This is a genomic window from Shinella sp. OV683, from assembly GCF_057787725.1.
In genome coordinates, this window is sequence record NZ_CM173543.1 from 2800050 (window position 1) to 2824450 (window position 24401).

Sequence of the window (24401 nt, forward strand, 5' to 3'; positions counted from 1 at the left end):
CAGCACAATCTCATTCAGGGGTTTCCGAACTGTGGCAAACCAGCGTCGTGCCTCAGTTCCTCGCTGCTGCGGCAAGGTCCGGCGGACCGATGCGTTGCGATTTCGAGCCGGTCTCTGCTTTAGAAAGTTCATTGGCAGGAACATGTGCGAACCGCTGCATAGCCGACGGCGTCTTTCGCTCGTAGCAGGGAATTAGATCGCTCACGATCTGCACGACACGTGCCTCGTCCCCCAATTCGCTATAAAGCTGAAGTCGAGCAAAACCCTCCTCCAGCTTTGCGAGAGGCACTGGCGAGGGAACCGCCCCCAGAACGCTTGGCACGGGCAAATCCACCCTGCGCTCGTCGGAATCGAACAGCTCCTCGTAGAGTTTCTCTCCTGGGCGAAGCCCGATGATCTTGATCGCGATATCCTCGTCCGGTGTAAGCCCGGCGAGGGTAATCATCCGTCGCGCGATATCGATGATTTTGATCGGTTCTCCCATGTCAAGTACGAAGACCTCGCCTTGGCCGATTTCACCTTCCAGTCCGTAGGACGACGCTTGCAGTGTCAGTTCAACTGCCTCTCGTATCGTCATGAAAAACCGCGTCATTTCAGCGTCAGTTACGGTAAGCGGACCGCCGTTTGCAAGTTGGCGCTTGAAAAGCGGTATCAAGGAGCCACTGGAGCCCAACACATTTCCGAAGCGGACAGTCATGAAACGTGGGCCGTCGTGCTCGTCAAAGCCTTTCAAATCCAGAGCCTGGCAATAGAGTTCGGCCAGACGCTTGGTCGCGCCCATGAAACTTGTGGGATTGACCACCTTGTCCGTTGAGATCTGAACCATTGCCAAGACACCGGTGCGCTTCGCGGCGTTTGCCACGTTCATCGTACCGATCACATTGGTAAGGGCCCCTTCGCACGGATTCAGTTCGACCATCGGTACATGCTTGAGCGCTGCAGCGTGGAAGACCAGTTCCGGCTGATGCAGATCGAATACGTCATCGACGCGCTTGGCGCGACGAACATTGCACATATGAGCAGCGCGCGGGAGATTCGGAAATCGCTCCGCCAGTTCCATGTCGATAGCGTAAAGATTGTACTCACTATTCTCGATGAGAACGATCTCAGCCGGCTCACATGCTGCAATCTGCAAAGTGAGCTCACTCCCGATAGACCCTCCTGCGCCGGTCACCAACACGCGCCGGCCGTGAATAAGTCTGACGATAGCATCGTGGTCGAGCGAGGCTTGCGAACGTTCAAGCAGATCGGTCAACTCGATCGACTTGAGTTCGAACCGGCTTTCCTTCTTGGCATTCCTCAACTCAGTCATGTGTGAAAGTCGAGAAACGGTAATTCCAGCAGCTTCCGCTTTCTGAAGGAGCCGCTCGGACATCTCTTCGCCGAAAGCAGATGGTGCCTCGGTGAAAATAATATGCCGCGGCATCTGCCCTTCGCGCTTCAACTCATCCATGACTTCGCTGAATTCATCAAGAGACCCCGCAATGGGTACACCTCTCAAAGTCATGCCAGTGTGTTGCGAATTGACGTCCAGGCAAGCAATTGGGCGGTGTTGACAGTTTCTGTCGCGGCTAATCGCTCGCAAATACAGATCCGCGGCACCACCCGCTCCTACCAGCAAAGCTGGGATTCTCTTGTCGCGAATCCCGCCGGTCGACGCAAATTCGGCACCCAGCAAATGTAACTCGTCGAGCCTGAAACTCAGGCGGGACGCGAGAAGAAATATGGTCAGAAGCAGGGCATCGACGACAACAGCAATTCGCGGCACATCCTGAAGTCTCGTCGCGAAGAACAGGACACATACCAGCATCAGGGTAGTGATTGCCACAGCCCGGATAATTGTCATCAGATCCGGGACGGAGCCATAGCGCCAGTTTCGGCTGTAAAGACCTGACAACGGAAAGACAATCGCGCACAACACGATATACGGTGGGCCGGCAATAAGGAGCGACTTGACGAGATCCGGCCTTAGCGTAATCGTGTCGAAACTGTAACGAAGCACAAATGCGAACAGCAGCGCGAGCAAGGCTGCAACCATGTCGGCGACGAACAACTTGAACGAGTTCCGTACACAATAGTACGCTGTTCTAATTCGCCTTTTGGCGAACTGAAGTGCATTCAGCACAAATGCCGCGCGAAGAGATTGAGACTCTAACGTCTCAACGGTCTCAGCGCGGGACAACTCTTCTGTGGGCTTGCCCGATCTGTCATTAACCTCAATGCGGCTCATAAAGACCCCCTTGAACGGCTAACGCAATGATCAGTTCACGCGACTTTCACCACGGACGCAACCATATGCTGTCTTATGCCGTCAACGCGTCATGTATTTTACCAGGAACGAAGTTCAACCGTAGAACAATCCGAGGTTGACGCGCCCATCACTGATGCAATTCCCGCAAATTCCTAAGAAGATTGTCACATAGTTAAATACTTGTAAACGAGTTTATTATTTAGAAGTGGGCAATGTGCAAGTTTGGTAAAGATGCTTATTTCGCAAGAGCGTAAGCAGAAAGCTCATTGGTTAATATACGCTCTTATCACAAAATTAACAGTCCATGCTTGAGACACATGTGCACGCCAACGCCTACAACCACACGTTCTTATAGTAGAAGTATTTCTATAGTTTTTATTCTATTTTAGATGCCAACTAACACTGCTGTTTTTCCACGTTTTTTGCGATGTCACGAAATTGCCGGACGGTCGAATGCGAGAGGTTCTATCGTATCAGAACACAACAGCAGCTTTGAGAGGCGGCCTGCGCCAAGCCGCGACACTGAGTGGAATATTAACTACAGGTTGCGGGAACGGAGATTACTTAGAAGAAGTGCGCGTCGGCCCTATGGTGTTGCGGTGCGCCTCAAGTCCTTCACCCTGCCGAACATGTTGCCCATCTGGCATCGTGATCGCAGGGAGCGCAGCTTGCTAAGGCGGCGCGTCCGTGTACGGCTCCAGCAAGAAGCCCTGGTCCGGACACAGCTCACTGCAGAGAACGATCGCCATTTGAAAGTCGATGCTCACGCGAGCCGCCGATTCCAAAGCCAGGCGTCGAGATTGACTCCAGAGCCGGTCGCGCTCCAACCGCAACAGGACAACGTCGCTGTCAAATCAGTTCGCTAGTCCCCAGGCGTTTCTAACTGCACGCAATACTCTTGTGATTGCAAGAACAGCGAACAAAAGGAACAGCGTGCCTGTAAATACGTTCGGAAGGACAGGAGATGGCGGCAGTCCCGGAACAAACTCTCTCCAATCCCGAAGCGCTGTGGCAGCAAAAGCGAAAACCAATATGCTCGCAATCCCTGCAAACCAGCTTGACCGCAAACCCACGATCAACGTGAAGGCGACAAGCGCGAAGAAAATCGGATCGGCCAGCGCGTCCTTCATAATTCGAATGTCAACCAAGAGAAAATCGCTTACTCCTTGCATTACCCCCTCCTCCCGATGCACGCCCCAAGCTTCCTTTGGCATCCCTATTGAGGATACGAAGAGGGGTCGACATTAGTACAACATATTTATTGTCCCGCTGACAGCATCTTCCCGTAGAGACCGAGGGAAAATGGTCGTGCAATTTGAGAGCGAGCCACTATCGCCGAAGCGTCTTAAGGGTACCGTTGAGCCAGAAATTTAGCGTTTGTTTGCGAAGCGCGCCATCTGCGCCAGCCTTCCCCGCGTCAAATCAGGAGCGATGATATGGAATGACCCTCCGGCTGGGGCTATCCTCGATCCATAGCTTGACGTCGCCGCCTGCAAGTCGCCACAGGAAACGCCGGTCACAATGGATATCACAGGATTGTAGATCGGCCGCGCTGGATGGTGGATTTTACCAGCGCGTGCCTCCCCTTACGTATGCGGCGAACGGTCAGCTTTGCAAGTCCGGCCCGCTGCTAGAAAAGAAAATCGCCTGTTTTCAAGCTATTGAGCGTAACGTCTTCAATTCTGATAACATTTCCACTGCTGACTTCAATCACCACGTCCGACCCGTCTCGCGACATGAAGTTGGCTTTGAGATCGGCGAAATTATCGATTGCGCTAACGGCACGCAGGTCAATGAAGTCATGCTGCGTACCCGTAGCCACAAAGTCCGTCACCCTGTCCAAACCCATATTGTTTGCGAAGACGAAAGTGTCTCTACCGGTTCCCCCGGTCAGGATGTCGTCTCCCTTGCCACCGGCCAAGTGATCACTGCCACCCAGACCCAGAAGCTTGTTGTCGCCGCTATTGCCGATCAGCGTATCCGCCTTGCTCGTTCCTTTACCGTTTATGTCGGCAGCACCGGAAAGCTGCAGTGTCTCGAAGTTCGCCTTGAGCACATAGGAGACTGTGGACACGATCTTGTCGGTGCCCTCGCTTGCAAGCTCGACGAGCGCAATGCCGGCATTCGCGACCTTGTAAGTGTCATTGCCGGCGCCGCCGAGAATGGAACCGCTTACAGTACCCTGTATCGTGTCGATGGAATCGTTGCCCCCACGGAGAATAATGTCTCCATTCATAGTGCCGCGATTCGTGACGGTATCAGTTGCGGCTGAGCCATCGAACGCGAACACCGAGCCGGTGATCGTGCCGAAGTTCACAAGCGAGAACGTTCCTGTGGCAGACTCTCCGTTCACACCAACCACGCCGCTGACAGTCGCGCCGCTTTGGTTTTCGATGTGCCCATTGGCTCCGTCAAAGCGTATCCCGGTCCCGGCGGACGTTATCGTGTCGTTGTTCGTGACGGTGGCTCCAGTGCCCAGCATTTGAATTCCAAAGAACGCCGCATTGATCTCCCCATCGCTTACGACACTGGAATTGTTACCTTCGAGCCGTATAGCCGTTTGGTTGGTTGCGGTGACAGCCCCCGCATTGTCGATGTCTATCTTTGTATTCTTGCCTTTGAAAAGTATGGCGGCACCGTCTGTTGACTCGGCAGTCCCCTGTATCCGGATCGTATTGCCTGTAAACGACGCCGCTCCAAAGAAGGCATTGTCGATACCGGTGGCGCTGACAGATATGCCGGGGTCGAGAATGTAGGTCTCGCCGTCCGTGATGACGTCTATACCGGTGGTCGTATTCGTTGAAATGTGGACAACCATGTCGCTTCTCCCAAGATTCGAAGTACTCGTTACTTCCCTCAGAAATTCTCGTAGCTGCATTTATTAATCATGATTTAGTTAAAAAGGCAAAGTCAGATTTGGGACGGCACAATTGAAGATGACCTTGAATTTTGAATATTCAACTAGAGGTACTTAGGGCTGCAAGTAAAATCCAACGTCCGCCTTGGAGACTGCTACGTCTCGCTTGATGCGCCGCAATATATCCACCCGCAGCCTATTGCCGTTGGATATACATTCGAACATACGGCCCCGCATCTCGCATCGCGGCGAAGCGTATGCGCGGAGTGCACGCCGCAACCATCGTCCGCAATGGCGCAACCACCGATATCCTTTTTTTAAGTATGCCGCCTCTCGACATGCAAGAACGCAAAGAATTTTGTGCGGTGCAGCTTGTTTTCGCAGAGCCTGAAAATTTTTGATCTTGTATATCTGATGATGAATACATATCCAGCCGCGTTTCTGTTATACGTTTCCGCAGGTTTCTATTCAGTGAGGAACGCGAAATGACAGTTGTATCGATAGCGGAAGTCTTAGGACAGGTGAAAGGCGGACAGTTTCCGTTGCTGTCGCTAGATCAATCTCTCGATCTTCCTATCGAAGCTGCGAACGCGTACTACGCGCGGCATCTCAACAAATACATGCTCCAGATCTTCGACATCCTTGGCCTAAAGGATATGGACATCAAAGGCGCCCAAGGTGCGGAAATCTGGTTGACCAACGGGAGAACACTGCTCGACTTTTCCGGCGGGCTTGGCGTTCTGGGTCTCGGCCACAACCACCCGCGCATTATCGAAGCGGAGCGCAAGTGTCATGACCGAAAGATCATCGACTGCATCAAGCTCGCGCCGCACAAACTGCAGGGCGCGTTGGCATACAATCTCTCGCTGTTCTTGCCAGATCCACTGAATATCTCCTTTTTCGCGGTTTCCGGCGCCGAAGCGAATGAGGCCGCGATGAAACTCGCCGAACGTGTCCAGACGCCGAAGGGCAAGCGGAAATTCCTGTGCATGCGCGGTGCGTTCCACGGCAAGACGCATGGACCGCTTTCACTTACGACGGCAACCGACGTCCAATCCGGCTTCCTGCTCGGCGTGCCGAAAGAGAACGTGATTTACGTGACCTACGGCGATATCGAATCCATGCGTCAGGCCATTCGTACAGAAACGGACTCGAGCGGCGGCAACAGCATTATCGCCGCCATGGTCGAAACCATCCACGGCACCACATGCGAAATTCCGCCGGTCGGTTACCTCACGGAATTTGCGGAGCTCTGCCGCAAGCACGATATTCTCTCGATATTCGACGAGGTGAAGGTTGGAATGGGGCGGAGCGGCCGGTTCTGTGCTTTCCAGCATGAGGATGTCGTTCCAGATATCGTCACCCTCGCCAAGACGTTGGGTGGGGGCAAGCGAGAAGTCGCTGTCATGATGACGTCGCAGGCACTTTTCGACCACGCTTACGGCAACAAGCAGGATTGCAACCTGCACAGTTCGAGTTTCAGCGGACTGGGCGAAAGCTGTGCAGTGGCAATCGAGACGCTCAACATCCTCCAGGACGAAGGCCTGATGGAAAATGCCGAACAGATGGGAGATTATCTCTCCAGCGAGTTGCATAGGCTGAAGGCGAAGCATCCTTCGCAGATTCTCGACATCAGGGGGCGCGGCATGTTCCAGGCGATCCGCCTGAATTTCCATCAGAACCTGGCATCGAAAGTGGTTGACGTCGCCAACAACAGCCTGTTTCAAACCTACCAGACGGTGCTGATCGGCGCAGTCACCCGCGAACTCTTCGAGCGGCACGATATATTGGTACATTTCCAGCCGGGCGCGCGAGACATTCTGCATTTCATGCCGCCGTTCGTCGTGCGGGAGCACCAGATCGATAAACTCATCGCTGCGCTCGACGACGTTCTGACCCGCGGCGTCACTGACGCGACGGTTCGATTTATCACCAAGAACATCAAACGCGTTTTCCAGGACCGCACATGAAGCCCACTCCATAGAGCCGAGATGAGCAAGATGTACTACGATTGTGCAGATGACCTCACAAACAATGGTCGACAGGCAAGGGTTGCCGAAAGGGATCGGCTTTACTTCCTGCTAGGCGGCATTTGCGTTCTGCTCTCCATCGCTATCTTTCTTATCAATACGAACCAGGGAATAGGCATCTTCGTTGATAGCACGCGTTATATGGGGATCAGTGAACGCCCCTACGACGCGCCCCTTTATCCAATTCTGCTGCAGTTCGCGACCGCCATCGGCTTCGAGGTCGACGACGGCGCCAAGCTCATCGGCCTTATCCTGGTTGTAGCAAACACTGCCTTGATCTGGCATCTGCTGGTGCGCGCCACCAATCGTTATCCATACGCGCTGGTTGGCACGCTGCTCATCATACTGGCTCCGCAGTTCGTGGCTTTGCACTCGGCAGCTATGTCCGAGCCGCTGTTTCTTTTCTTTATCCTTCTTACCATTCTTGCCTTCCTTAGATATCTGGAAACGGAGCGCCGAACCTGGCTCGCCGCCTGTGCCGTTGCGCTCGGCTGTGCCACGCTTGCCCGGTTCACTGCACCGCCGCTCGGCGCTGCGATCGCGATTTGCATTCTCCTCAACCCTCGGCATCGCGTGACACGCCGCATCGCGGACGCTGCACTTTTTACGGTCGTCAGCGCTTCGATTTTCCTTTCATGGACGCTGCTGAGCCAGCTGATGGTTGGCCGATCCATAGGCCGTGCACTCTGGTTCTACGGCAATATGGGCGTGAAGGAGTGGCTCACCAGCCTTGAAGCTTTGACAGCATGGCTATTGCCGGATCAGGTACCTTTCGCAGCGCGCGTCCTGATATTCATGGTTTTCTTAGTCTCGGTGGCCGGACTGACCGTGATACACGCGCGCGAAACGCTGCGGTTGGCGCATGCTTCCAAGGTCGTTGATGCCTTGCTTCCGGTCACACTCGGACTGTTCTTTATTTTCTACCTGGGCTTTATGGTGCTCTCGACCTCACTCGAGGCGAACCTTTCGCTCAACAGCCGCTACGCATTTCCGATATATGTTACGACAGTTCTGCTGGTGACGATTGTGCTGGCGAACCTCGCCCGGGCCAAAGGGCCTGCGAGAGCCGTCCGTTATGGGCTCATGGGCCTCGCGGTTGTCGTGCTTGCCAGCCACGCGACCAGAACCGTTGTACGTTCTGAGGAAGTATTTCGTTCGGGTGTCGGCTATGCCAGCCGGGCCTGGGCCAACTCACCCACCATTGCCGCAATACGCATGCTGCCGCCCGGTGCGGCCCTCTACAGCAACGGCGCCGACGCCATTGCCTACATTCTCAAGCGGCCGGCCTCCTTCATTCCCGAACGTGTCCAACTGCGAACCGGTGTCGATAATCCCAACAGGCCGTTCGAGCAGCAGATGGAGCAATTGCGCACGAAGATGGCGCGAGGCCAATCCTATGTCGTCATCTTCAACAATGTGGTTTGGCGCCCCTACCTGGCGACGGAAGAAGAATTGAAACAACGCCTTTCACTCGAGAAGGTCGTCGATCAGCCAGACGGACGCATCTACGCAATGCATCAGGAAAGCCAAAAAAAATGACCGGAACGCGCCACATCCAGCACCTCTCGCAACCGACGACGTTTGGCGCCAGCGGGATGGCTCGGAGCACTGAACCGGTCGACAGGGGAGCATCACGCTTGGTCGACATAGCGATTAACTTGCCGAGTTTTGAGAAGTGCGTTCGATCGATAGCCAGTACGATGATTGGACGGGGCACATCTGCGGAGGCATCCGATGCGAATGTGGAAACTGTTTCCACGTTCCTCATCGCAACGCACCTAAAGATGCCAGATTATATTCGGTTGGCCTTTCATGTTCTTGTGCTCGCGTTTGACGGCTGGCCGTGTCTGACCAGAGGAAAGCCATTTCATCGGCTCGATTTTCAGCAACGAGCCGGCCTGCTGAGCGGCTGGGAGCATTCCCACATCGGCACCAAGCGTTCTTTGATCGCGTTTTACCGCACGCTAGTGATCTTCCGTCTCTTTTCCGAACCCAACACGCAGGACTGCAGCATTGTTGCTTACCAGAAACAGGTCTGACCCGGTTTCAGCTGTGATGACGGCCGACGTCGCGGTCCTCGGATCGGGACCTGGCGGAGCGGTAACCGCGGCGTTGCTCGCAGAGGCGGGAAAATCGGTGTTGATGATCGAGGAAGGACCAAATCTTCCGATCCAGTCTGCGCCCCACTTTTCGCACGAGGAGATTCTTCAGAAATATCGGAATGGTGGGATTACGCTTGCCTTCGGCGATCCCAAGATTGCCTATGTCGAAGGGTGCTGTGTCGGCGGCGGCAGCGAGATCAATCGCGGAATATATCATCGGGCTCCGGCCTCCCTGCTGGAACGATGGAGAGCGGACTTCTGCGTTGACGATCTCTCGCACGACAGTATGGCACCCCACTTCGCCGCCTGCGAGGCGACGGCGCACGTGCAGTATCTCGCAGGACCAGCCCCAATCGTGTCTACACGACTGTTCGAGGGAGCCAATAACCTCGGGTGGCGTGCAATTGAAGCGCCCCGCCTCTACAGCTATTCGAGCAAGAGCGACGGAGGAAGAAAGCAATCGATGTCGGAGACCTTTATTCCGAGGTTTCTTGCTGCAGGCGGCCGTTTGATCGTCGACACCCGTGTCGACAAATTGGCCCGTTCTGGTGGAAAATGGCGGGTGTCGGCTCGGCACAGCCCAGGCGAAGAGCCATCGCGCCTGATAGAGATATCCGTAGACCACGTTTTCGTGGCCTGCGGCGCTGTGCAGACGCCTGCGCTCTTGCGTCGATCTGGGTTTACCAGAAACATTGGCAATACCCTGCGCTTCCATCCAATGGTGAAAGTCGTTGCGGAATTCGAAGGCGAAGTGAACCGCCCTGGAGACCTCGACCCAGTCCACCAGATCAAGGAGTTCGAGCCCGAGATCGGCATGGGGTGCTCGATAAGCAGCCTCCCAATGCTATCAATGGCAATGGCCACCCACCCCGAATATTTGCCTGATGTAGCGAACAGTTGGCGACGCATGGGGATTTATTATGTGCAGACGACGGAGGGAGTGTCATCTGTAAGGAATTTGCCGTTCTTCCGCGATCCATTGGTGAGAATGAAGCCCGGTGCCGCGGGAATGGCGACACTCGCGAAAGGATTGAAGCTTCTGTCGAAGGCACTTTTCGCAGCAGGTGCCATTGCTGTCTATCCCAGCCTCGCGGGCTATCCCGTTTTACGAAATGTTGACGATGCAAACAGGCTACCCGATTCTCTGATTGGCGCTGACGGCAGCATCACGTCCGTGCACATCTTCTCATCCTGTCCCATGGGAGAGAATGAAGCCATCTGCGCCACCAATTCGTACGGTCGCGTGCATGGAACCGAGGGGCTCTATATCGCCGACGCTTCAATGCTCTGCACCGCTACCGGCGTGAATCCTCAGGGCACCGTCATGGCGGTAAGCCACCGCAACGCAATGCACGCGATCGAAAATCGCTTGCATTGACCGATGGCAGCCCGTGGAAGGCGGTTTGAGGAGATGAGACACCTGATTACAGGCGGTTCCGGGTTCATCGGCAGTCTTGTCGGCGGTCGCCTTCGAGAACGTGGTGAAGCGGTGCGCCTTCTCGATCTATGGTCAGATCCGCAGCAGTCATCCGAAATCGAAATGGTAGTCGGCAGCGTGCTTAACCGCGACAATGTTGCGGCTGCAATGCGCGGTATCGATGTCGTCCACCACAACGCCGCACTCGTCGCACAGGCTGACGCAGGGCGCCACTATTGGGACGTCAATGTCGAGGGTACGCGGATTGTCGCTGAGGAGGCGGCCAAGGCGGGCGTCAAGGCCATCATTCACCTCAGCACAACGGCCGTTTATGGATTGCCTCCGACTGGTGCCATTACCGCCTCTACTCCCCTAAAGCCGATAGAACCTTACGGCAGATCAAAACTGGCGGGTGAAATTGCCCTTCAGGATATTTGCGAGCGCCACGGCATTCCGGTGCTCACAATTCGGCCTCGCGTTACGCTTGGCGCAGGCCGGCTCGGCATATTCCAGATACTTTTCGAATGGATCCGGGAACATCGAAACGTCTATGTTATCGGTAGCGGAGCGAACCTCGTGCAATTCGTTCATGCAACCGATTTGATGGATTTCTACATGCTGGCGCTCGCCTCGGGGCGAGCGGGCACTTACAATGTCGGAACAGACCGTTTCGGAACTCTCGGCGAAGAACTTCAGGACCTCATTGTCCATGCTGGCAGCACATCCAAAATACGCCACCTTCCGAAAAGTTTGGCGATTAATGCACTGCGCGTGCTCTATCACGCACGGCTCTCACCGCTCGTTCCCTGGCATTATCTGACCTACCATAGAGACTGCTATTTCGATATCGGACCTCTCCTCGACATGGGGTGGAGACCGCATTACTCGAATACGCAGATGTTGCGCGAGAGCTATGAGTGGTACTGCGCGCAAGCTGAAACACGGATCACGCACAACGGTTCGCCGCACCGCTCCCCGCTGGGCCAGCGCGCGCTGAAGCTCATGAAGCATCTGTAGCATGTTGTTTGCTAGACCGTGTTGCGGCGCTTCCGCTGCAGCCCCAGCAACAGCCAACAAACCCCGAATATTGCTGTTGGCGCCCAAAGGATGAGATGTGCCAGAAGCACTACGGCCACAGCAGTGGCGGCATCGACCTTGGCGAGCGAGAATGCCTGAACGCCGAAATACTCGAACGATCCGAAATGTCCCGGAAGGCTCGGCACCAACGTTCCCAGGGTGCTGAAAACAAAGGCCGTAAAGGGCTTCAGCAGGGCAGAGGTCGAGCCTCCGAGGCTGATCCACGCGCCGATCAGAACCACACTTTCCAAGAGCCAGAGTGCCAGCGACATAGCCGCCAGCCAGGCTAGTCGTTGCCAGGAGCCTATCTGAACGACTGCCGCGGATGTCGCTCGAAGCGCGCCCGCCAACACACCGACCCATTTGAAATTGAACCGGCCAAGGACTTTCTCAAGCAGGCGACACAAGAGTAACGGCGCAAATAACAATGCGAAGCTGGCGATAGCCGCCAAACTCAACACCAACTGAAAATTTCGAACCAGCACCGCAGGTGCATCTTCATCAACAAGCGCAAGGGCTACAACCCCCAGAAACACGATGGTCGCGAGGTCCAGGATACGTTCGACGACCATCGTGCCGATGACAGTGCCTGCAGGTATGTGGAAATGCCGGCTGAACCATATCACCCGAAAACCGTCGCCAACACGAAGGGGAAGGACATCGCTCATTCCGAAGCTGGCGATGAAGGGGCTTATCGTCGGCTTCAATGGCAGGCGGCGGCCGGTCGCCAGCAAGAGCATCGCCCAGAACCGAACGGCCCGCAACAGAAAGTCGACGATAAAGGCGATCGTGGCAACAATAAGTGGCAAGGCGCTGGCGCGTGCGATCAAGGCATACACGTCCGAGAAGTTAACATTCTGAACGACCAGCATGATAAACGTGATGCCCAGCACCAAGCCAAGCCCGACTTGCAGCCAGTTTGCCAGCGCCCCGGATTTCTTTGGAATCTCATCAGGCATTTAATTTTGCCACTCGCCTGAAGACGAGGTACGCTGCAAATGTCATCCGAACATGCTCCCGTGGTGGTCTATAACGGCTTCCTTGTCGAAATCACTTTCGTTGCGAGCGCCGTCCTGTTGGTGATCTCGAGTTTGGAAAAGACGTTGTGCAAGTGGATCTTCACGGTTCCTTCCGATACGTTCAAAAGGCGCGCGATGTGCTTGTTGGATAGTCCTTCGGCAACCAGGTTTACGATCTCCCATTCCCGGCTTGTCAGAACTCCGGACGGGCTGCCATCGGAGCTTTGACGCGTTCGAGCGTCGAACAAGTTGCTCGGAAGCCATCGTCTGCCGGCACGAACCGACAGCATGCATTCGATGAGAGCCTCCGGAGCACTCTCTTTAAGCAGAATGCCCCATGCACCGATGGCGACCGCCTGAAGGCTTTGTTCCTCGGTGATCAGCGCGCTCAAGAAGATTACTTTCACCGCGGAGTTTATTTGCGTCAACTCTCGAAGGATATCCAGGCCACTAAGGGATGGCATGACCATATCGAGCAACGCGATGTCAGGTTTCTTGGCAACGATCTCGTCGAGCGCAGCCTTGCCGTCCACCGCAGTTCCGACGACGGCGAAGTCTTCTTCGGTTGACAGCAAATCCACGAGCCCGCGCAGGACGAGAGGATGATCATCAGCCAGAACCACTGAAGTGGGGGCGCCCGTCATTGGGCGGGGATCCAGATTGAAAGGTGCGCACCAACCTGGGTACTCTCAAGACTGAGTGTGCCGTGGAGATCGGCAACGCGCCGGCCAATCGAACGCGGCTCGACCAGTATCGATCCGTCATTATCTCTCAGCAGGCCTATGCCATCGTCATCAATATGGATCTGCAATCCATCCAGGGTGTCGCTGATCTCAATGTCTATCGTTTGGGCCTTGCCGTGGCGAACCGCATTCGCGGTTGCTTCACAAACGAGCTGGAATATCTCCGTCGACATCGCCCCATCCAGGCGAAGCTCCGGGGGCACGATCGTGGTGTTGAGCTTGCAACGCCATTGGCGCTCCAGGGTTGCGAGAAGCACGCCGAGCTGCTCCGACAGCACCTGAGGAACTGCGTTTGTGCCGCTGTTCGTTCCTTCGATAAAGTTCCGGATTCGCTTCTGCTGGTTCGCAAGAAGCCATCCAATCTCTTTAAGAGGCGCATTCAAACCGTCGTCCGCATGCGCTGTGGCCGACTTGAGCATGAGGCTCGCTGCAGTAAGATCCTGGAGGACGCTGTCGTGCATGTCGCGCGCCATGCGGGCGCGCTCTTGCGCAATGGCCGCTTCCGCAACTTCCCGGGTGAGCGCATCCCGCTCGAGATCGGAGCCGATGCGCGCTGCCACGATTTCCGTCAGCGAAACGATATCCTCGCTATGATACCGAGGATCGACCACTATAACGCAGCCTGAAAAATGAAGCCCGCGAAATGGTGCAACGGCATAGGACCGAGGCTTTTCGCGGGGCGAATTCTCGTGATGAAGTTCAATGCGTGAGGTAAGTTCGGCGAGCGAGCCCGTCCAATCTCCTCCATCCATCGCATCCAGAGAAAAGAAGTTCGCACGAACCTGCCGTTCGGCAAAAACAATCCACGCCGTTGGCCTCTCAATTTCGGCGACCCCGCTGGCCTCTCGAGACCAGTAGGCCGCCCGCTTCGCCCTTGTGAGATTATCCCACCAGACGACAAGCACCAGACGTGCGCCAAGAACGTTTGCCGCATGTCGAAGCGGGCCTACGGGAGAAGGAGTGCTTACTGCACCATCTTCGACAGGCCATGCGGCAAGGCGTGAAAGCCGCCGTCGGCTTCGCTCCATGTAGGCACCGAAGTATCCAAGCATCGCCGCGGTGACAAAAAGATACGCCCCCCGTATGATAAGGATGTTCATCCGCGAATCCCGGGAAAAACTGAACTCTATGTCGTCCCAGCTCAGTGCCACGAAAAGAACCGCGAGCAGAGCTGCAGTCGAGAAAGCGCCTCTCCAGCCCCAGCGCATCGTCGCGGTAAAGACGGTGAACGAGTAGAATGTGAAAAAGGGACTTGCTACGCCGTCCGTCAAAATTACCGCGAGAGATAACACGGCTATATCGATGATATGTATCAAGAACTGTATCGGAAAACCGAGCTTCCGTGTTGAGGAAACATACAATATCAGCACGGAATAAATCAGGTATATGATCAGAAGGTCAAATGTTTCATCGAGATAGGCTGCTGGTTTTGTTGGGTCAATGTAGACTGCGAAGAGAGCAAAGCACCAAAAAATCAGCCTGGAAAACGCTATCAGCCGTTCGGGCACAGATCCGAACAGCAGATCTTTGCACTTAGAGAACCAAGGCCATTCTTGTTGTGCGATCAGATTCATAAATGGCGTCCGATTAGATACGACAGTATACATCAGTTTGGCAGCCAGGATAGCTTTCGTTCGCCAAAGTGGTTGCGACCCTTTATAGTGAACAACACGTAGATTGAATTCGAGATTGCCAGGGAATAGCGACACAAGGGGCTGGCGCGAGCAATTGGCCGAGTTCGTTTATAAGCCGCGGCGCGCGCGCAACCGAATGCCAAGATAGGTAGAGCGTCCCTGAGCGTTTCGTCGCACCGGTCAACGAATTCCGCGCGATTTACCTCGCACGACAGGGATCAGAATTGAAGGACGTCGTGCAAATCAGTTGAATGTAAATTATGAAACGTCTAGTATTACTTGATGATGACCTAGCTCTCCCGAAGGAGCAATGCTATGTTGGTTGCCGTGCAGGATTGCATTCCAGATCTTCGTTGCCCGCGTACGAAAGATTTACTCGAAAGAACAACGCCTGAGACTTTAACGTGTGTCGCTGGCCACAAGTACCCCATTGTCCATGGCAAGCCGGTATTGGTCGATTTCTCCGACTCCGTGCTTTCTGAGGATGAAATCCTCAAATCCAAGGCTGACAGCCCCATCGTCCGACACAACTATAGCGGTCTTAAGGGGCGCATCAAAAGAATACTGTCCCCGCAGAAGAAAGACACCCTGGAAAACGTGCGGCGTCTGATTGCTGACCTGGAAAAATTAGGCCGGCCCGCACGGCTCCTGATGGTAGGCGGCGGCAGCATCGGCCAAGGAATGGATGAGTTGTACGACCACCCGGATATTCGGATCTATAGCTTCGATGTCTACGATTCACCCCATGTCCAGTTCATCGCCGACGGCCATCATATTCCGCTACCGGACGATTTCTTTGACGGCGTCGTGATCCAGGCAGTGCTGGAACACGTGCTTCAACCCTCTCAAGTCGTGTCCGAGATCTGGCGAGTATTGCGCGATGCGGGCCTCGTCTACGCTGAAACACCTTTCATGCAGCAGGTTCATGAGGGTGCCTTCGATTTCACGCGCTTTACCGAGAGCGGTCATAGATATCTTTTCCGCAATTTCGAGGGCATCGCGTCCGGTCCAAACGGTGGACCCGGCGTTCAGTTCATGTGGTCGATCGACCATCTGGTCAGAGGCGTGTTCCGCTCAACAACAGCCGGAAAGGTTGCAAAATTTGCATTCTTCTGGACGCAATACCTCGACCGTTTCATTCCACCGGCCTATGCGCAAGATGGCGCAAGCGGTGTGTTCTTCTACGGCCGAAAATCACATGAGCCCATGAAGCCGAGAGCGATCATTTCCTACTACAAGGGAGCTCAGGGCGCCGCATGAGTTTGCCTAGTGGCAGAAGGGCGAGCTTGGCGGCCGTGCACCGCGACTTCGGCGGCAGATCGTCACTCCTCAATCTCTGACAGAAGGCGCCGACGATACTCTGCGCTATGAGATCTTGTCGAAGAAGGTCATGCCCACATTGGCGATCAATGATCCGCCGTCCACTGCCAGCACGGCACCGTTGACGAAGGATGCTGCGGGTGACAGCAGCCAGGCGATCGCTTCGGCGGCTTCCTCGGCCGTTCCAGCCCGACGTTGAGGAACATCCTCGCTCACCTTGGCATAGGCAGCCTCTAGATCCTCGGCGATATTCATGGTCGCCATTTCCTCGTCGCCCATCTCGGTGCGAATCCATCCCGGAGCGACGATGTTGGCACGCAGCCCGTGCCGGGCATGTTCATAGGCGATCGCCTGGGTCATCAGGGTGAGGCCGGCCTTGGAAGCGGAGTATGCGGCAAGTCCCGGACCGGTCTGGACCGCGCCGACCGAACTGACCGAGACGATGGCACCCTTGCCTTCGAGCAAATGCGGCAGGGCCGTCTGCGCCAGCACGAAGGGGCCCGTGAGATTGATCGCAATCTGCTGGTTCCAGTTGTCGAGCGAGGTCTCCGCGAACGACTTGGTAATGACGATGCCGGCATTCAGCACCAGCGCGTCCAGCCTGCCGAACCGTGCCACGATATTGCCAATCAATTCACTGGCGACCGCTGGATCGCCGATGTCGGCGACGAAGGGATGGATGCCTTGAGCCCGCTTCGCGACCGCGTTCAGTGCTTCGCTGCGCCGACCGCAAATGGCGACGTCATACTCACGCGCCAGCCGCAACGCGGTCGCAGCACCTATGCCACTTCCGCCACCCGTGACCAAAACGACCGGTCTACCGCTGCCTGTCACCAAGAGAACCTCCCCTCCATTATCTGAAAATGCATATATTGGAGTGGGTGGATTCTGTCGAGTAAGACCTAGGGATGATGGCGATGCTGGGCGACAGGAGTGGCGTCAACGCCTCGAAGATCGGACACAAATTGCGGTAGCAAAAAACAACGGCATACGGGTATCGAGGACATCCGGCGTGCGTATATTTATAAACACGATCTGCAGATCAGCCGTCCAGTGCCAGTCGATACAAGGCGGTGAGGCTGAATCAACAGTGTACCGCGGACGCCCGTGATGCTCAAACCCAATTGTCCAATGGACAAATACGGAGATGTACTGCATCGTATTATACAATATTCTCGGTTGCAAAGATAATCAACGGGGAAGTGCATCTAATACTGCGCGTCCAGGATGCGGCTTGCCCCTAGGGACTGTATGGGCGTAGAATTCCAGTCAAGATAGCAGCGCATCCAGCACAATCCTCTCACCGCAGTGTCTTCGCCTGACCGAGGAGAATTTGTAGATGACCACGCACAATATCACAACCGACAAGACGGTGAGGACTGTCACGCTTGCCGACAATGATCGATGGGTGGTTTTTGCCGGCGTCACGGTCAATGTCGCCAACAGCAATGCTTTTTTTGGTGTGAAGTCTTTCGAGCATTGTTCATTCATAGTGAACGGCACCGTCGAGACCACCGGAAATTTCCACACGTTTCTTCTGAAAGCGGACCATACAAATGTGACTGTTGCAGGCGGCGGTGCGATCCAATCTGTCAAGGACGCCATCCATATGCTGGGCGATCATTGCAAGGTGTTCAACAGTGGAACGATTGATGCGGTGAATTTCGGCGTGCGGATTTACGGAGAAAGCGGCTACCTTCTCAACGATGGATCGATAACGTCGGACCATACCGCCGTCACATTCGGCGGCGCTAAAAGCAAAGTGGTGAACGATGGAACAATTGTCGGGCTTGTTGGTGTGGCAGTTAACGCGCATTCCGGTCGTTTCGATCTCCTGAACACCGGCACTATCGAGGGACCAAAGTACGCTTATGTGGGAAATGATGCCTCGGAACACATACGGAATGAGGGCCAGTTTGTCGGTGATGTTTATCTGCGCAGCGGTGCAGATACTTTCATATCGGACGGCGGCACCGTTACCGGCAGCGTTTTCGGGGGCAATGGAAACGATGTCTTCCACATAGATGCGACCCCCCTCAATCTTGTGGAACTTCAGAACGGCGGTACGGACACCGTCTTCAGTTCTGCCAGTTACGGCCTCGGGGACTTCTTCGAAAACCTGACCCTCACAGGCTCCACCGCGATCGATGGGCATGGAAACAAGCTCAGCAATACGCTTACAGGCAATTCAACTGGAAACACTCTCACGGGCTTGGGTGGAGGTGACGAAATTTTGGCGGGTGCAGGCAATGACGTTGTCAGTGGCGGTGCCGGAAACGACATGATTCATGGCGACGCGGGCGCCGATGCGATTTCGGGAGGGGCTGGCCAAGACTTTGTCATTGGCGGTGCAGGTCGAGATCACATTTCTGGTGGCAGCGGCAATGATCAACTGACCGGGGGTGGAGCGCGCGACGTCTTCGTGTTTGCGAATGGACACGGTTCCGACACGATTACTGACTTCGCAACGAAAGGCTCCAAACATGATATCGTGGACCTCGCCGACGTAACAGCAATCACAAGCTTCTCGGATCTGAAGCAGCATCACATGCATCAGGTCGGAGAGGATGTGGTGATAAAGGATGGCACGGGCCAAATTGTACTCAGCGACGTTCACGTTTCAGATTTGACGGCGCGGGATTTCTTATTCTGATTTTGGGCGAGCCGGGCAGCTCACATCCTTTTTGGGACGTCAGCGTCTCCTCTGGGCGGCTTTGGCGCTGCCGTCGCAGGTACCGTCCGCCCCCACACCCCGACCGCGATAGGTTCCGGGCGGCCGCTTATGGCGGCGGGCGATTAGGGGCGCCTGCCTGGCGATCGCGGCGAAGAAATCACCACCGCCCGGATGCGAGGATTTAGCGCTTTAGCACTTGCTGATGCAAACCGTTTAGCAAAGTAACCTTACCTGCTAACCTAATTTATCAAGCGCTGATATGCAGTAAGCGGGTTTCGAACGGCCGCAACTGCGGCTACAGGAATGAATTTGCGACCAACCCGTACGACGCGAACGTCACGTCCGGACTCGCTTGACTAGAAATGTCGCAATTTGCTCTATTTTGTGCTTCAGTTTTCTCTCACCTGAGCAAATACTGCCACTACAATCCAATTTAGAGCGAAATAGACGGCCCGAAACCTGGAACCAGAAGGGGAAGAGGGTGCGTTCGACATCCGCTCCCCTTCCCTGATGCTCAATCTTCGAAATAGCGCGGCCGATCGAGGTCGGAAATAAGGCCGGGCTGAATCGGCTGTGGGGTCTGCACGCAATATCTCGCTGCGCCAGCAGCCGGCGTCGCGCCGCCTGGTGACAACCACTCCTGGTGAACAGTCCCGAGAAACGCTTCCGCTCGAATAAGTGCTAGACAATACACGTCCTTACATCAATTGAAGAAGGCGCTGTGTGTGAAATTGGTCATTCGGGGATGCATATGAATTCAACAGACGGTGACGGCGTGCGCCGGCCGATCGCCAGCCGATCATCATTCTGGGCGATCGGCACCGCCAAATATCTCGGCCGCGCCGGTGTGACGCCAAACAGCATCTCGGTGGCCTCGGTCGTGTTCGCCGGGATCGGCGGCGCGCTGATGGCATTCATGGCGCATCCACTTGCGTGGCTTGCAGCAGCGGCGTGCATACAGCTTCGCCTCATCTGCAATCTTCTCGACGGCATGGTGGCGATCGAAGGCGGTAAAAAAACCAAGACCGGCGCCCTCTACAACGAGTTCCCGGACCGGATAGCAGACAGCCTTCTCCTCATCGCGGCAGGCTATGCGGCCGGCATCCCGTGGCTCGGCTGGATATGCGCATTGCTGGCGGCATTGACGGCCTATGTCAGGGTGTTCGGTGGATCTGTCGGGCTGCCGCAGGATTTCAGCGGCGTCATGGCAAAGCAGCGCCGCATGGCCACGCTGACGGTCGGCCTCGTCGCCCAGAGCATCGAGGCGCCATTGTTCGGCAGCCACTGGTCGCTCATCATTGCCTGCGCCATCATTGCTGTCGGCAGTCTGATCACCTGCGCCACCCGCACGATCTCCATCGCACGCGCACTGGAGCGAACATGATCGCGCTCATCCGCCGCTTGCTTGTCTTGATCGTTCGCATCCTCGTTGGTGCGCGCAGCGACTGGCGGGGCTGTGAGCCCGATACCCATCGCCGCATCTATTTCGCCAACCATAGCAGCCATTTCGACACCGTGGCCGTGATGGCAGCCCTGCCCTGGAAAGTTCGCCGCCTGACCCATCCAGTGGCCGCGCGCGATTACTGGGGCATCAGCCCCTTGCGCAGGTTTATCGCGGAGAAGTGCCTGCGGGCGGTTCTGATCGACCGGAAGCCGCCGCCAAATAGCGACCCGCTTGCTCCGCTTGAAGGTCTGCTTGAGCAGGGCCGCTCGATCCTGATTTTTCCCGAGGGCACGCGCGGCAGTACAGACGAGATCGCGCCCTTCCGCAGCGGCATCTTTCGGCTGGCATCCCGCTTCCCCGATGTCGAACTGGTACCCATCTATCTCGACAATCTCAGCCGCATCCTGCCCAAGGGAAGCTGGCTCATCGTGCCGATCACCTGCACGGCGCGTTTCGGAACACCACTGCGCGTCGGACCCGGCGAGGAAAAAGACGCGTTCCTGTCACGTGCACGCGAGGCAGTGGTTTCTCTGGCCGACGGAAATGCAGCATCATGACCAGTACGTTCTCCATTGTCCTGGGTAGCATTCTTGTCCTGCTTGCCGCAGCATCGCTGATCGGCTTTGTCCTGCAACAACGCGCAACCGACGCAGCGGCTATTGCGACGGTCGAAAACCTCAACGCGAGAATACGATCCTGGTGGATCATGGTGGTGATATTCGGCGGCGCAATTCTGCTCGGCCGGACAGAGACCACGGTGCTGTTTGCGCTGCTGTCGTTCATGGCACTACGCGAATTCTGGACGCTGACGCCGTCGAACCGCGGCGATCACCTCGCACTTTTCCTGTCGTTTTTCGTCGTCCTGCCATTGCACTATGTGCTGGTCGGCACCGCATGGTACGGCCTGTTCTCGATCTTCATTCCGGTCTACGCCTTCCTGATCCTGCCGGCGGTGGCGACAGTGGCAGGCGATACGACTGAGTTCCTCGCACGCAGCGCAAAAGTGCAATGGGGGTTGATGCTGACGGTTTATTCGATCAGCCACGCACCTGCATTGCTGATGCTCGACACGAAGACCTCGCCAACGCTTCTGCTGGTCTATCTGGTGATCGTCGTGCAGCTCAGCGACGTCTTCCAGTATGTCTGGGGAAAGCTGATCGGCAAGCACCGCTTCTCGCCCAATATCAGTCCGTCGAAGACGGTCGAAGGGCTGGTCGGCGGCGGCGCCTCGGCGATCCTGGTCGGAACGCTGCTCTATCCACTCACCCCGTTCTCACCGCTGCAATCGGCCGGCGTCAGCACCGTCATCGTTGTTGCGGGCTTCTTCGGCGGCTTCGTTCTCTCCGCCATCAAGCGTGATTTGAAGGCCAAGGATTGGGGCTATGTGATCGAAGGCCACGGCGGCGTGCTCGACCGCCTGGATTCCATCACCTTCGCCGCACCGCTGTTTTTCCACATCACGCGCTACTGGTTCACTCCCTGAGCAAACGGTGTGCGCCATGACAGAAAGCCTTTATTAACCCTCCTGGGCTTAGCTTCGCGCCTCCGCTCCAGGCGGATTCGGAGTGATACCGGGGGAGCGAGAGATGTCATCACAACAGGCCAAGCCCGCGTTGTTTCCGGTTAGCCGCCGTGTGTCACAGGTGCGCGCCGCTGCGGAGACGCTATACAACACGCATGGCGACGCCGCAGCTACCTACTGGAAAGCGGCGATCCGATCGATCGCAGATCCGCTTTTCGCGATCGGCTGGCCTGAAGAGCGCGTCCGTGCCGAAATCCTTTCGTTCCAGGCCTCCGTCCAGCTGGAAATGCAGAAGTTCGGCTGATCGCCGCAGTCGCGGTTCAACTCGCCCACTGAATGCAAAGAACTGGCATATGACGGCGCATGGTGACCAGTTGGTCGCGGCCACGATGCCGCTGCGCGGATCTTGTCAAATTTTTCCGGGAACCTTTCTGAGGATGCTGCATCCAATATCCGTCTCTGAACGCAGGCGTCACCTGTTTCAGCGCGATTACGCGACAATTGGACCTCAGGGAGTTAAGTCATGTTGAAACAAATTCTGGCAGCAACCTTCTTGGCAGCATCATTGGGCACAACAGCAATGGCTGACGATGCCAAGCCGACCGATCCGCAAATCGCCCACATCGCCTACACTGCAGGGCAGATCGACGTGACCGCCGCCGCGCAGGCTCTGAAAAAGAGCAAGAATGCGGATGTCATCGCATTCGCGAAGGTCATGGAACGCGATCACAAGGCGGTCAACGACCAGGCGCTGGCGCTGGTCAAGAAGCTGAACGTCACCCCGGAAGACAACGCCATCAGCCAGTCCCTGTCGACGCGGGCTGCTAAGGAGCTGACCACTCTCGACGCGCTCGATGGCGCCGCCTTCGACAAGGCCTATGTCGAAAACGAGGTCGCCTATCACAAGGCAGTCAACGGTGCACTGGCAGACGCGCTGATCCCATCCGCACAAAATGCCGAACTCAAGGCGTTGCTGGAAACCGGCCTGACCCTGTTCAAGGAGCACAAGATGCATGCCGAGCACCTGGCCTCGATGATCAAATAGGCACAGTGATGGGCTCGGCACTCAGAACAGTGTTGCTCGCCGTGGCAGTCACGACATCATTCGCCCTGGCATCGCCTGCCGTATTGGCAGCAGAATATCAGGTCGCGATCGCCAAGATGAAATTCAGCATCCCGTCCGTGGTGCTTCATGTGGGCGACGTGATCGTCTGGCGAAACGATGATATCTTCCGCCATACGGCGACGGCGCGCGACAAGAGCTTCGACGTCGATCTTCCGCCGAAGTCGGAGAGCCGAATGACCATCAAGCAGGGCGGAGCGGTCGAGTTCTATTGCCGCTTCCACCCTGCGATGGTGGGAAGACTGGACGTCCAGCCATAAAGCTGGGCGTTGCCTTGAGGCAGGTGAAAAGTGGAAAAGTCATGATTGCACCATCGGCTACGGCCGGACGACGAGGTGTCGAAACGGCTGCGCTCAGCGAGACCCAGCTCGTCGACCTTGCACGGGAGGGCAGCGAGAGCGCCACCCGCATGATCATCCAGCGCTACAATCAGCGCCTGTTCCGGACGGCGCGAGCTATCGTTCGCAACGACGCAGAGGCAGAGGATGTCGTGCAGGCGGCCTATGTTCAGGCCTTCACGCACCTGGCGTCATTTCGAGGTGAGGCGCAGCTGTCCACCTGGCTGACGAGAATAACCCTTAACGAAGCGCTCGGGCGCATACGCCGGCAGCGGAAGACCACCGGGCTTGAGGATATCGACATGCAACTGAACAACCATGGAGGCCAGGTGTTGCAGTTTCCAATGTCGCCTTCGGTATCCGACCCTGAAACGGAACTTTCACGCAGCCAGGTTCGAAGATTGCTGGAGCATGCGGTCGACGGGCTACCGGTCGATTTCCGCGCCGTCTTCGTTCTCCGCGATGTGGAAGGCATGAGCACTGAGGAAACCGCCACACATCTCGATATCAGGATCGAGACGGTCAAGACCCGCCTGCACAGGGCGCGAAAGCTGATGCGGGCCGCCATCGAAAGGCAACTTACCGGAGCATTCTCCGCCCTATTTCCCTTCGATGGTGCCCGATGTGTGTCCATGGCCGATCGGGTGATCGTCGCATTGCAGTCCCAATCCAAGGCTTGAAATCGATGCGCGATACCGCTGATGTGCAATGTGCGGCAGGCATGCATCGAGCATCCTTGAATTCCGCTAGCACAATCATCATATGTCAGTCAGTTGATGCAGATGGTGGCTTTCCTCCCAGTGCCACCGTGTCAACTGTTCCCCTCTGGAGGTATAATTACCTTCACACT

General features: G+C 56.0%; 21 protein-coding genes. 14 read left to right on the forward strand and 7 right to left on the reverse strand.

What is annotated here, in order from left to right; translation table 11 throughout:
- Window positions 1-52 precede the first annotated feature (52 nt).
- The 3 genes from ACXHRN_RS13335 to ACXHRN_RS13345 all read right to left on the reverse strand — a co-directional run bounded on the left by ACXHRN_RS13335 (window position 53) and on the right by ACXHRN_RS13345 (window position 5069).
- Entirely contained in the window at window positions 53-2230 is a 2178-nt protein-coding gene (locus ACXHRN_RS13335; RefSeq protein WP_488636804.1) for a polysaccharide biosynthesis protein, read from the reverse strand.
- An 875-nt stretch (window positions 2231-3105) separates the two neighbouring features.
- Complete coding sequence (locus ACXHRN_RS13340; RefSeq protein WP_488636805.1) at window positions 3106-3423, reverse strand: hypothetical protein; 318 nt, start codon at window positions 3421-3423, stop codon at window positions 3106-3108.
- A 458-nt stretch (window positions 3424-3881) separates the two neighbouring features.
- Entirely contained in the window at window positions 3882-5069 is a 1188-nt protein-coding gene (locus ACXHRN_RS13345) for a calcium-binding protein (protein ID WP_488636806.1), read from the reverse strand.
- Between the two features lie 524 nt (window positions 5070-5593).
- Here ACXHRN_RS13345 and ACXHRN_RS13350 point away from each other — a divergent pair.
- Genes ACXHRN_RS13350 through ACXHRN_RS13370 form a run of 5 tightly spaced genes read left to right on the forward strand, consistent with a single transcriptional unit; the run spans window position 5594 to window position 11674 of the window.
- Complete coding sequence (locus ACXHRN_RS13350) at window positions 5594-7078, forward strand: aspartate aminotransferase family protein (RefSeq protein WP_488636807.1); 1485 nt, start codon at window positions 5594-5596, stop codon at window positions 7076-7078.
- 21 nt (window positions 7079-7099) lie between these two features.
- Complete coding sequence (locus tag ACXHRN_RS13355) at window positions 7100-8677, forward strand: ArnT family glycosyltransferase (RefSeq protein WP_488636808.1); 1578 nt, start codon at window positions 7100-7102, stop codon at window positions 8675-8677.
- Window positions 8674-9177 (forward strand): hypothetical protein, encoded by a 504-nt coding sequence (locus ACXHRN_RS13360; RefSeq protein ID WP_488636809.1) that lies wholly within the window; start codon window positions 8674-8676, stop codon window positions 9175-9177. The genes ACXHRN_RS13355 and ACXHRN_RS13360 overlap by 4 nt, the downstream gene beginning before the upstream one ends.
- 16 nt (window positions 9178-9193) lie before the next feature.
- Window positions 9194-10618, forward strand: a complete 1425-nt coding sequence (locus ACXHRN_RS13365; RefSeq protein ID WP_488641899.1) for a GMC family oxidoreductase N-terminal domain-containing protein — start codon at window positions 9194-9196, stop codon at window positions 10616-10618.
- A 33-nt stretch (window positions 10619-10651) separates the two neighbouring features.
- Complete coding sequence (locus tag ACXHRN_RS13370; RefSeq protein WP_488636810.1) at window positions 10652-11674, forward strand: NAD-dependent epimerase/dehydratase family protein; 1023 nt, start codon at window positions 10652-10654, stop codon at window positions 11672-11674.
- Between the two features lie 11 nt (window positions 11675-11685).
- Here the strand turns inward: ACXHRN_RS13370 and ACXHRN_RS13375 are convergent, their stop codons facing one another.
- From ACXHRN_RS13375 to ACXHRN_RS13385, 3 genes are all read right to left on the reverse strand, one after another.
- Complete coding sequence (locus ACXHRN_RS13375; RefSeq protein WP_488636811.1) at window positions 11686-12693, reverse strand: lysylphosphatidylglycerol synthase transmembrane domain-containing protein; 1008 nt, start codon at window positions 12691-12693, stop codon at window positions 11686-11688.
- A 68-nt stretch (window positions 12694-12761) separates the two neighbouring features.
- Entirely contained in the window at window positions 12762-13397 is a 636-nt protein-coding gene (locus ACXHRN_RS13380; protein ID WP_488636812.1) for a response regulator, read from the reverse strand.
- Window positions 13394-15070: a sensor histidine kinase gene (locus ACXHRN_RS13385; RefSeq protein WP_488636813.1), complete on the reverse strand. Its 1677-nt coding sequence runs from the start codon at window positions 15068-15070 to the stop codon at window positions 13394-13396. The genes ACXHRN_RS13380 and ACXHRN_RS13385 overlap by 4 nt, the downstream gene beginning before the upstream one ends.
- Before the next feature lie 375 nt (window positions 15071-15445).
- Here ACXHRN_RS13385 and ACXHRN_RS13390 point away from each other — a divergent pair, with 375 nt between their 5' ends.
- Window positions 15446-16390 (forward strand): class I SAM-dependent methyltransferase, encoded by a 945-nt coding sequence (locus ACXHRN_RS13390; protein WP_488636814.1) that lies wholly within the window; start codon window positions 15446-15448, stop codon window positions 16388-16390.
- Window positions 16391-16495: 105 nt separating this feature from the next.
- On the opposite strand, the gene ACXHRN_RS13395 is transcribed toward ACXHRN_RS13390, so the two are convergent.
- Window positions 16496-17284 carry an SDR family NAD(P)-dependent oxidoreductase gene (locus tag ACXHRN_RS13395; protein WP_488641900.1) on the reverse strand — a complete coding sequence of 263 codons (789 nt, stop codon included), beginning with the start codon at window positions 17282-17284 and terminating at the stop codon, window positions 16496-16498.
- Window positions 17285-17789: 505 nt separating this feature from the next.
- Here ACXHRN_RS13395 and ACXHRN_RS13400 point away from each other — a divergent pair.
- The 8 genes from ACXHRN_RS13400 (at window position 17790) to ACXHRN_RS13435 (ending at window position 24231) form a co-directional block, all read left to right on the forward strand.
- Window positions 17790-19103 carry a calcium-binding protein gene (locus ACXHRN_RS13400; RefSeq protein ID WP_488636815.1) on the forward strand — a complete coding sequence of 438 codons (1314 nt, stop codon included), beginning with the start codon at window positions 17790-17792 and terminating at the stop codon, window positions 19101-19103.
- Window positions 19104-19875: 772 nt separating this feature from the next.
- Window positions 19876-20508, forward strand: a complete 633-nt coding sequence (locus ACXHRN_RS13405; protein WP_488636816.1) for a CDP-alcohol phosphatidyltransferase family protein — start codon at window positions 19876-19878, stop codon at window positions 20506-20508.
- Window positions 20505-21125 (forward strand): lysophospholipid acyltransferase family protein, encoded by a 621-nt coding sequence (locus ACXHRN_RS13410; RefSeq protein ID WP_488636817.1) that lies wholly within the window; start codon window positions 20505-20507, stop codon window positions 21123-21125. The genes ACXHRN_RS13405 and ACXHRN_RS13410 overlap by 4 nt, the downstream gene beginning before the upstream one ends.
- Entirely contained in the window at window positions 21122-22051 is a 930-nt protein-coding gene (locus ACXHRN_RS13415; protein WP_488636818.1) for a phosphatidate cytidylyltransferase, read from the forward strand. Before ACXHRN_RS13410 ends, ACXHRN_RS13415 begins: the two co-directional genes overlap by 4 nt.
- Before the next feature lie 103 nt (window positions 22052-22154).
- Window positions 22155-22394, forward strand: a complete 240-nt coding sequence (locus ACXHRN_RS13420) for a DUF6074 family protein (RefSeq protein WP_488636819.1) — start codon at window positions 22155-22157, stop codon at window positions 22392-22394.
- A gap of 219 nt (window positions 22395-22613) precedes the next feature.
- On the forward strand, window positions 22614-23135 hold the full coding sequence (locus ACXHRN_RS13425; protein ID WP_488636820.1) for a DUF4142 domain-containing protein: 522 nt from the start codon (window positions 22614-22616) through the stop codon (window positions 23133-23135).
- 8 nt (window positions 23136-23143) lie between these two features.
- A complete protein-coding gene (locus tag ACXHRN_RS13430) occupies window positions 23144-23473 on the forward strand; it encodes a cupredoxin domain-containing protein (RefSeq protein WP_488636821.1) in 330 nt (109 codons plus the stop codon).
- 41 nt (window positions 23474-23514) lie between these two features.
- The gene (locus ACXHRN_RS13435; RefSeq protein ID WP_488636822.1) at window positions 23515-24231 is read left to right on the forward strand and encodes an RNA polymerase sigma factor; all 717 of its coding nucleotides are present in this window, start codon (window positions 23515-23517) and stop codon (window positions 24229-24231) included.
- Window positions 24232-24401: the final 170 nt, after the last annotated feature.

Excerpts from the sequence above, each read along its gene's own strand:
- ACXHRN_RS13435 (WP_488636822.1), top strand. The coding sequence starts at position 23,515 with ATGATTGCACCATCGGCTACGGCCGGACGACGAGGTGTCGAAACGGCT.
- ACXHRN_RS13400 (WP_488636815.1), top strand. The coding sequence starts at position 17,790 with ATGACCACGCACAATATCACAACCGACAAGACGGTGAGGACTGTCACG.
- ACXHRN_RS13425 (WP_488636820.1), top strand. The coding sequence starts at position 22,614 with ATGTTGAAACAAATTCTGGCAGCAACCTTCTTGGCAGCATCATTGGGC.
- ACXHRN_RS13405 (WP_488636816.1), top strand. The coding sequence starts at position 19,876 with ATGAATTCAACAGACGGTGACGGCGTGCGCCGGCCGATCGCCAGCCGA.
- ACXHRN_RS13345 (WP_488636806.1), bottom strand. The coding sequence starts at position 5,069 with ATGGTTGTCCACATTTCAACGAATACGACCACCGGTATAGACGTCATC.
- ACXHRN_RS13415 (WP_488636818.1), top strand. The coding sequence starts at position 21,122 with ATGACCAGTACGTTCTCCATTGTCCTGGGTAGCATTCTTGTCCTGCTT.
- ACXHRN_RS13375 (WP_488636811.1), bottom strand. The coding sequence starts at position 12,693 with ATGCCTGATGAGATTCCAAAGAAATCCGGGGCGCTGGCAAACTGGCTG.
- ACXHRN_RS13385 (WP_488636813.1), bottom strand. The coding sequence starts at position 15,070 with ATGAATCTGATCGCACAACAAGAATGGCCTTGGTTCTCTAAGTGCAAA.
- ACXHRN_RS13380 (WP_488636812.1), bottom strand. The coding sequence starts at position 13,397 with ATGACGGGCGCCCCCACTTCAGTGGTTCTGGCTGATGATCATCCTCTC.
- ACXHRN_RS13370 (WP_488636810.1), top strand. The coding sequence starts at position 10,652 with ATGAGACACCTGATTACAGGCGGTTCCGGGTTCATCGGCAGTCTTGTC.
- ACXHRN_RS13335 (WP_488636804.1), bottom strand. The coding sequence starts at position 2,230 with ATGAGCCGCATTGAGGTTAATGACAGATCGGGCAAGCCCACAGAAGAG.
- ACXHRN_RS13410 (WP_488636817.1), top strand. The coding sequence starts at position 20,505 with ATGATCGCGCTCATCCGCCGCTTGCTTGTCTTGATCGTTCGCATCCTC.
- ACXHRN_RS13390 (WP_488636814.1), top strand. The coding sequence starts at position 15,446 with ATGTTGGTTGCCGTGCAGGATTGCATTCCAGATCTTCGTTGCCCGCGT.
- ACXHRN_RS13360 (WP_488636809.1), top strand. The coding sequence starts at position 8,674 with ATGACCGGAACGCGCCACATCCAGCACCTCTCGCAACCGACGACGTTT.
- ACXHRN_RS13340 (WP_488636805.1), bottom strand. The coding sequence starts at position 3,423 with ATGCAAGGAGTAAGCGATTTTCTCTTGGTTGACATTCGAATTATGAAG.
- ACXHRN_RS13355 (WP_488636808.1), top strand. The coding sequence starts at position 7,100 with ATGAGCAAGATGTACTACGATTGTGCAGATGACCTCACAAACAATGGT.
- ACXHRN_RS13420 (WP_488636819.1), top strand. The coding sequence starts at position 22,155 with ATGTCATCACAACAGGCCAAGCCCGCGTTGTTTCCGGTTAGCCGCCGT.
- ACXHRN_RS13350 (WP_488636807.1), top strand. The coding sequence starts at position 5,594 with ATGACAGTTGTATCGATAGCGGAAGTCTTAGGACAGGTGAAAGGCGGA.
- ACXHRN_RS13365 (WP_488641899.1), top strand. The coding sequence starts at position 9,194 with ATGACGGCCGACGTCGCGGTCCTCGGATCGGGACCTGGCGGAGCGGTA.
- ACXHRN_RS13430 (WP_488636821.1), top strand. The coding sequence starts at position 23,144 with ATGGGCTCGGCACTCAGAACAGTGTTGCTCGCCGTGGCAGTCACGACA.